Here is a 6,933-nt window from a genome sequence, read left to right on the forward strand (position 1 = left end):
CAACTTCTCCGGCGCGATACTGGGGCGGCCACCCTTGATATCGGCCTCGTACATCTGCGCGAACAGCCGGTCCATCTTCACCAGCGCCTGGTTGGCCATAGTCCGGATCGAGCGCAGCGGATGGGACTGCGGCACGAAATCCTCCAGCCTCCGCATAGTGAACAAGCTTTCCGTGAAGGTATCTGCGCCGCGCATGAATGTGGGATTGGATGGGATCCTCAAAGCAACGCTTCAGCCAGTCGTCGCGCTGACGTCCGCTGGAGGTATTTCAGCGGCCTGCTAGGTCTCTGGCGGCTCCCCACTGCAACTATGTACCTGCAGGGTATAAGTCCAGCAACTCCAGGTTTTTCATCGGCATAGGCAAAAGAGGTCACGAGCTTCGAAACCCCTTTGACTCGACCTACAAGACAGATCGAGTGTACGAAGCCCGCGCCTTCGCTGTCAATGCCTCCTTTCCAAGTTTGCGCTGATCGAAGATGACATGTAGCTTCGACGGGCTTCCTATTGCCCGAAGAACAACAAAGTGCGGCGATGCGTCGCATGCTCCTAAACCTGTCGCCGCCGAAGGCCTGCAACCCAATGCAGCAAGGCTCGATGCCGGCCGGCTGCCTGAGCGGATTCTTAGAGCAATCGCGCTGGTCTACGAGTCCGATGGACTTCGGACTTTGCACATCACGAATCGTCAGGTACTGGCCACGCTCGTCCGCTTCGCTTTGAACCAGAAGGATCCGTCTGCGCTCGCCTTCATAAAGAAGGCAACGATTGCGCAACACCTCGGGATGAGTGAGGCCACGGTCTATCGAGCGCTTGGTGCGCTTGAAGATGCCGGGCTTATTAAGCGTGAACGGCAGCGGCGCACCAGGGCGCAGCTTGAGGTCGTTGGGCGGATCGGGTTCTCCTCAAAGTTGCTCCGATGCATTGGAATCACCAGCCTGCAGGTTCAGTCCACTATCCACGTTCCGACCCGCTCTGATGAGTCGGGGGCCTCTACATGTCTCGCACCGGTGAATGGCGTAAACAAGACCATGCAGTCTTCTACGAAGAAACATCCGGGGCCGGGATCCTTTTTGCGGATTGACGGTCGCGCGGTGCCGATGGACCTGGCGCCCTTGGTACGCGACCAAGCCCTAAAGATGTCCGCGCTGTTCCTACTGATGAAGCTTGCGAGAACCACGGGCCACCGTTTGTCAGACGTCGTCTCGGCGGCTGGCAATGCGCTCAGGCCGCTCCGGGGACGAGAACTGTTCGCGTACCTCAAGTCGCTCCTCGAGATGCCTGTTGACTACGGACATATAGTCCGGACGCGGAAGCTCCGTGAAGATGCAGGGCGAGCAGCCGAGGCTCGGGCCACACGAGAGCGGCAGCAGATTGCCGAGCTGGTGGCGAGATACCGAGGCAAGCGGGTTTCAGCACCAGATGGGTCGACCTATGAAGTCGATTCAGCGTCGATCGTGTTTATTGACCGCAACGGTCGCCGGAGTTCGGTGGGGCACGATCAGGCGCGCGCCTGGCTCTTTGAGATGGACAGAGTAGCGTGTGGGTCCTCTTCCGGCCCCATCCAGTTAACGCAGCCGGGGCAGCCGTCGTCGGTAGTGGCGCGAGCGGCTATTGAGACTATCCGCGGGCTGGTGCACGGCAGGAACGCATCTCAGGAGTTAGATTGCTTTGGCCTCGGCATATCCAAGGAACTGGCTACACCCCGAACAGGTTATGGCATGCTACGGAAGTCAGCGCAGGAATCAAAAACCTGCGATAGCGACAGCGTCGATCAACGCGAAGAAATCCGCTGTGTCATGCGCGACTGAGTGCCACGCGGCCGAACACGAACTGTCCCAAGTACCAGGACAAATCTGGCGTCGTCAGGATGACGTCTTCGGAGACGGATGCAGGCTCCAGCTTCATCCGCCGCAGTACAAGCTTGCCTTCGCGCGACGCCAGCCAAGCCCGAATAAACTCCCTGCGAGTTTTGGTATCAGCCGACGTAAAATGCGCGCGACCTTGGGCTGATTCTTCATTCATGCGTGCACGCGTCTCTTCATCACGCGACGCCACGCTGTGCTCAACGGATGACTTCACTGCTGCCTTTACGGCTTCCTTCTCCGTTTCCTCCGTGAGCAGCTTCGTCTGGACCTGAACCATGGTCCGCTCAGCTTCGGACATGCGCCAGTTGTCGCGCAACGCCTTCATCAGATAGCCGGACGGACTCTTCTTCACTTGGCCCCGATTGAGCTTGAACCGCGTGTACTCGATCGCTTGCAGGATGCGGTCGTCATTCCATGCTTCCCGGTTCTCGGAGATCTCGGTGAACTGGCGCGTGGACAGGTTGAACTCGTCCTTCAGGATCTTGTAGATCTGGCTCGCGTCAGATAGGCTCGCCATCACCGCATCGGCCGTGTCCTTGCGCTGGAGTTGGAAGCGGATGCGGTCAACCTTCTTCGACGAGGTCGATTCCGTCCGAGTTTCGTAGGACAGCTCGATGTCCGAGATCTCATTGATTTCCCGGACCGCTGGCTCAAGCCAGTCGCGCTTGAAATATTTGAAGATGCTGGCGTTCGCGCCCATCTTCCCTGGCCAGGTCCGCATCTCGTCCAGCTTGATCCAGTCGGTGCGCCCTGCCGGCACGCTCGGCAAGACCTTGTCGTAGATGGCGCGCGCCAGGCTGCGCGTAAATGCCGTCGAAATCCGCAGGCTTAGCCAGTGGGACTTGCGTGGGTCGCGAATGTGGGGGATCAGGCTGTGGTGCACGTCGAAGCGGATGCGGCCACGATGCATGGCCACCATACCGATCAGTTGCACCTGCACCCAAATATCATCTTCCGCCGGCTCACGGTCTGACGGCGTGTTGGTGACGCGGACCTTCGCGTTCTGCGCTTCGTCTGCGATGGTGCGCAAATGCTTCAGGTTGCGGCTGTCGTACCGCATCAGCCATTTGAAGTAGTTCAGCTCAACGTCGTACTGATCTGGGACTTCCGGCTCTTGGGCGACGATGAAGTAGGCGGCATCGAGGAACCGTCGCGCCGCTAGCCCCATGTTCACGATTTCCGTGAAGAAGTTATTGCGCTGATAGCCGATTTCGCGGTTCGCCTCGTTGATGGACGTGCCGAGGTCAAACATGTCTTCGAACAATGCGAGCGCCATTTGCCGAGGCGTGGTCCTCGTTTTGATCTCCACCGGATTCTCGGCCGCCATAACTTGTGGTTCCCCTCTTTTTAGGCTGGGGTGACTCTAGCACGTGATGGTGAGGTTCTCAACACAATGAACCTCACCATAAAAGCCAGGCATCAGCGGCCCTGACCTTGCCCTGCGGTCCCAGCACAACGACCCTCACCCTACGCACAATGGACCTCACCGTTGCGCAAGGCGGGCAGTGGCTAAGTTGGCATCTAGCCTAGCGTCAGCGGGGATATCCACAGCGTCCGCACAACGTACCTCACCTTGACTGCCTCGGCACAAGAACTAGCACCTTGCGGAACAACGAGTCTCACCTTGCTCGCACATCAAACCGCACGTTCGTGGCACAACACACCTCACCTTTGGCACATTGCACCTCACCTTGCTGGCATCTAGTGTTTGATTAGAAAGGGCTTTGCTTTTTTCCGTTTGTTTGTCGGTGTGTTTACTTCTCAAAAAACTAAACAAACAGGCACGGTCCACGCTCACAAGATCGCCGACTGTGCTGGGGCTCGTCAGATGCGCGGGCAACGCAGACCTCGTCCTGCCGTGGAGGGTCGCCCAGCCGACGGCACCAACATCACGCTGGGCCGGCTGCAGAATTCTTCACGAAGCGCCAAGGCTCCCTCTGCCGGGGATCCTTCATGCCGGTCGTCACACAAGTCTTTGATGGTGAGGTTTTTTGTGCTGCAGTAAAGGTGAGGTCCGTTGTGCAAGACGTTGGCAGGCTTTTCTCCTGCAGGGTGAGGTTCATTGTGCGACCTCAATAAGGCGCGTACGAAGCACGCACAATGAACCTCACCATTGTCGATGCAGGGTGAATCCGGCCGTCGCGACCTCATTTGAACGAGGCAAAATCCAAGCAGAGCGTTCCCGTCGAAGCGCCGTGCGAGGTGGTGTCAATGGCCTAGGCGGCCCACGGCTCGACCGGCAAGGTGAGGTCAATTGTGCATAATCCCAGAACTAGGCTTCTAGCATCCAGGCAATTGGCATCACGATTGACTGGATTGGCCGGGATGGTGAGGTCATTTGTGCTGGTTTGCCGCGCCTGCATACGCCCGGGGGCCGCTTGTTTGACACCGCCTGTATGGGGTTGTGCAGGGCAAGACGCCCTAATTCGCCTAAAGTTTGAGCAAAACTGTGGTTTTTTAGGATAGTTGGTTTCAAAAACAACAGTTTATAAAGCATTGCTCAAGCGTTTCTTGTATTCTGAGCTTTCCAGAATTTTGCGGAAAAACCTCAGAATGGTGAAAACGAGCCAACTTCCTGCAGTCGATCGGACTGTCCCGCTTGAGCAAATATCCCAGTTCGCGGAAAAGGTCACCATTTTCACGGATGAACTGCGTCAGACGATCCTTGCGCCGCGTCCTAGAAAAACCGCCCCGGTATTCAAGACCGGGGAGATCGCCGAGATGTGCAACATCTCACATTCCCAGGTTCAATACCTTGCCACCAAGGGCGATGGGGAATTGCCGCCAGGTACTGCAGCGGGAACAGGACGCACGCGGACCTTCACGTTGGAGGAGGCGCGCACGTGGGTGCAGAAGGTGTCGGACATTTATCAGACACCGCTGGTCACCGGTACGCGGGAGCCCGAAGGGAAAATCATCATCACGGCCCAACTGAAGGGCGGTTCGGCCAAGACTACGACAACGATGTGCCTCGCCCAGGGACTGACGCTGCGCGGCAGAAAGGTGCTGGTGGTGGACCTAGACCCACAGGCGTCGCTTTCCGAGCTGTGTGGTCTCTACGCCGAGAAGGACGTCTCGCCAGAAGACTCCGTTCTGCCGTATATCTACGATCAGCAGATCGAGGGGGGCTTGCTGTCCCAAGTGCAATCGACATACTGGGACGGCCTGGATCTCATTCCCGCGCACACAGAACTGATCGGCGCGGAGTTCCATTTGCCTGCCATGCAGAAGGTCAAGCCGGGCTTCCGTTTCTGGACTGTTCTCAGGGAGGGACTGGAGCCGTTACGGAAGCACTACGACTACATCCTGATGGACACGTCGCCCTCGCTTTCCTATATGAACTTGAACGCCTTGCTGGCGGCAGATGCCATGGTCATGCCAATGGTGCCAGAGAACCTGGATTTCATCAGCTCGCTGTCGTTCTGGCGCCTGTTCTCCGATGTCTCCAAGAGCTTCATCAAATACGAAGCGGACAAGAAGTACGACTTCGTGTCGCTGCTGCTGTCGAGGGTCGACTATGGGCGTACGTCCTCTGCACCGATTGTTCGGGCATGGGCTCAAAGCGCCTATGAGAGCTGGCTGCATTCAATTGAAGTGCCCGCTAGTTCTGTGATGAGCACTGGGGCCCTGGCTTTCTCAACGGTATTCGACGTGAGTAGTACCCATAGCGCTGCAAAATCGCTGCAGCGGGTGCGCCAGCCGATTGTCGACTATTGCCGATGGTTGGATGAAATCTACGCAGAAAAATGGAGGAGCGCGCAATGAGCAATATGCGAGAACAGCTATTGGCGAAGACGGCTGGTATCCGGAAGACGTCGGCAATTCAGAAGGACGAGATCAAGCGTAACGATCGCACGCAGACCGCACCTGGGTTGGCTGGTGCACTGGCCGTGGCACAGATGCGCGTGCAGGAGCTCGAGGCTGCCGGGGTTGCGTCCCTAATCGCGGTCGCTGACATCGTGCCGAACCCCTGGCAGCCTCGGCGCGTCTTCAACGATTCAAAACTCGCGGACCTCGCGGAGTCCATCCGAGAGGTTGGGTTGATGCAGCCTATCGTGGTACGCCGCGCCGAAATGGGTTATCAGATCGTGGCCGGTGAGCGCCGGTGGCGGGCCCACAAGATGCTGGGCGCCGATACCATCAAAGCGGTGGTCGCTGAGCCGTCTGACGCCGATATGGCGGTGCTGGCTCTCGTGGAGAACGTCAGCCGTGATGATCTCTCTGACTATGAGATTGCGCTTTCCATTCGTCAGACCGAGAAGGAATTCCCGTCTCGCGCTCGTCTGGCCGAGGCTCTCGGGCTGTCCAGAAGCGGGCTTTACCGATTCCTCAGCTTTGCCCAACTCCCCGACTATGTAATCCGGGATCTGGATCTTCAGCCTACCCTGCTCGGCGGGACGGCCGCCGAAGCGATCGTTATGACCATCCGCAAGTATGGCGAGGCGGGCGATGCAGCGGCGAAGGAAATCTGGCCACTGGTGGCATCGGGGAAGATGGACCAGGGCAAAGCAGCAAATGCGATAAAAGCGCTGGCAACCCGTCGAGTTGATGCCGCCAATTCAGCGAGCGAGCGAAGCATCGACAAGTTCTTTGCCGGTAAGGAGCATGCCGGCTCGATTACCAAGGACGCCAACGGCTTCACCGTCAAGATCAAGTTCGGTGCACTGAGCGAGGCGCTGGAGAACCAGATCCGCCAGCTGATCAGCGAGACGTTCCACCACCAGCCGAAGTAATCTGACCCGAGGTGACAAGAAGGCCCGCCAAATGGCGGGTTTTTTTTTGGTTCATCGAGGAATTCCGGGGAAGGCTGCGCGGATTTTGAGGAAGAAGTATTCCTCGTCGCGATAGCCGTACGCGCGGCGCTTGATGACCTTGATGGTGTTGTTGATGCCTTCGACCACGCTGGTGTTCAATGGGTGGCGGCAGCGGGCCAAGATGCCATGCCAGTAGCCTTGCAGGCGCTTCGCAAACAACTCCAGGGCAGGTATTCGGCTCTGCCGAGCCTGCTCGCACCATTGCTCCCAAGCTTTTTGCGCCCACGCCGGGCGGCGGTAGAACCATAGCCGCTTTA

6 protein-coding genes are annotated in these 6,933 nt (G+C 58.0%); 3 read left to right on the top strand and 3 right to left on the bottom strand.

Annotated features, from left to right (window positions below; genetic code table 11):
* Positions 1-195: transposase (locus A3AG_RS32560; protein ID WP_018003691.1), on the bottom strand; the 195-nt coding region annotated here is incomplete at its 3' end.
* A 281-nt stretch (positions 196-476) separates the two neighbouring features.
* Here A3AG_RS32560 and A3AG_RS0100495 point away from each other — a divergent pair.
* A complete protein-coding gene (locus A3AG_RS0100495; RefSeq protein WP_012354636.1) occupies positions 477-1,805 on the top strand; it encodes a helix-turn-helix domain-containing protein in 1,329 nt (442 codons plus the stop codon).
* On the opposite strand, the gene A3AG_RS0100500 is transcribed toward A3AG_RS0100495, so the two are convergent.
* Positions 1,792-3,189, bottom strand: coding sequence for a replication initiation protein (locus tag A3AG_RS0100500; RefSeq protein WP_012354635.1), 1,398 nt, complete (start codon positions 3,187-3,189; stop codon positions 1,792-1,794). The genes A3AG_RS0100495 and A3AG_RS0100500 overlap by 14 nt on opposite strands.
* Positions 3,190-4,415: 1,226 nt before the next feature.
* Between A3AG_RS0100500 and A3AG_RS0100505 the strand changes: the two genes are divergently transcribed.
* Entirely contained in the window at positions 4,416-5,627 is a 1,212-nt protein-coding gene (locus A3AG_RS0100505; protein WP_012354634.1) for a ParA family protein, read from the top strand.
* A complete protein-coding gene (locus tag A3AG_RS0100510; RefSeq protein WP_012354633.1) occupies positions 5,624-6,595 on the top strand; it encodes a ParB/RepB/Spo0J family partition protein in 972 nt (323 codons plus the stop codon). Before A3AG_RS0100505 ends, A3AG_RS0100510 begins: the two co-directional genes overlap by 4 nt.
* Positions 6,596-6,646: 51 nt before the next feature.
* On the opposite strand, the gene A3AG_RS31020 is transcribed toward A3AG_RS0100510, so the two are convergent.
* A partial coding sequence (locus A3AG_RS31020) for an ISL3 family transposase (RefSeq protein WP_026163896.1) occupies positions 6,647-6,933 on the bottom strand: 287 nt, incomplete at its 5' end.

This window comes from Cupriavidus neocaledonicus (genome assembly GCF_000372525.1).
GTDB lineage: Bacteria > Pseudomonadota > Gammaproteobacteria > Burkholderiales > Burkholderiaceae > Cupriavidus > Cupriavidus neocaledonicus.

Excerpts from the sequence above, each read along its gene's own strand:
- A3AG_RS0100495 (WP_012354636.1), top strand. The coding sequence starts at position 477 with ATGACATGTAGCTTCGACGGGCTTCCTATTGCCCGAAGAACAACAAAG.
- A3AG_RS0100500 (WP_012354635.1), bottom strand. The coding sequence starts at position 3,189 with ATGGCGGCCGAGAATCCGGTGGAGATCAAAACGAGGACCACGCCTCGG.
- A3AG_RS0100505 (WP_012354634.1), top strand. The coding sequence starts at position 4,416 with ATGGTGAAAACGAGCCAACTTCCTGCAGTCGATCGGACTGTCCCGCTT.
- A3AG_RS0100510 (WP_012354633.1), top strand. The coding sequence starts at position 5,624 with ATGAGCAATATGCGAGAACAGCTATTGGCGAAGACGGCTGGTATCCGG.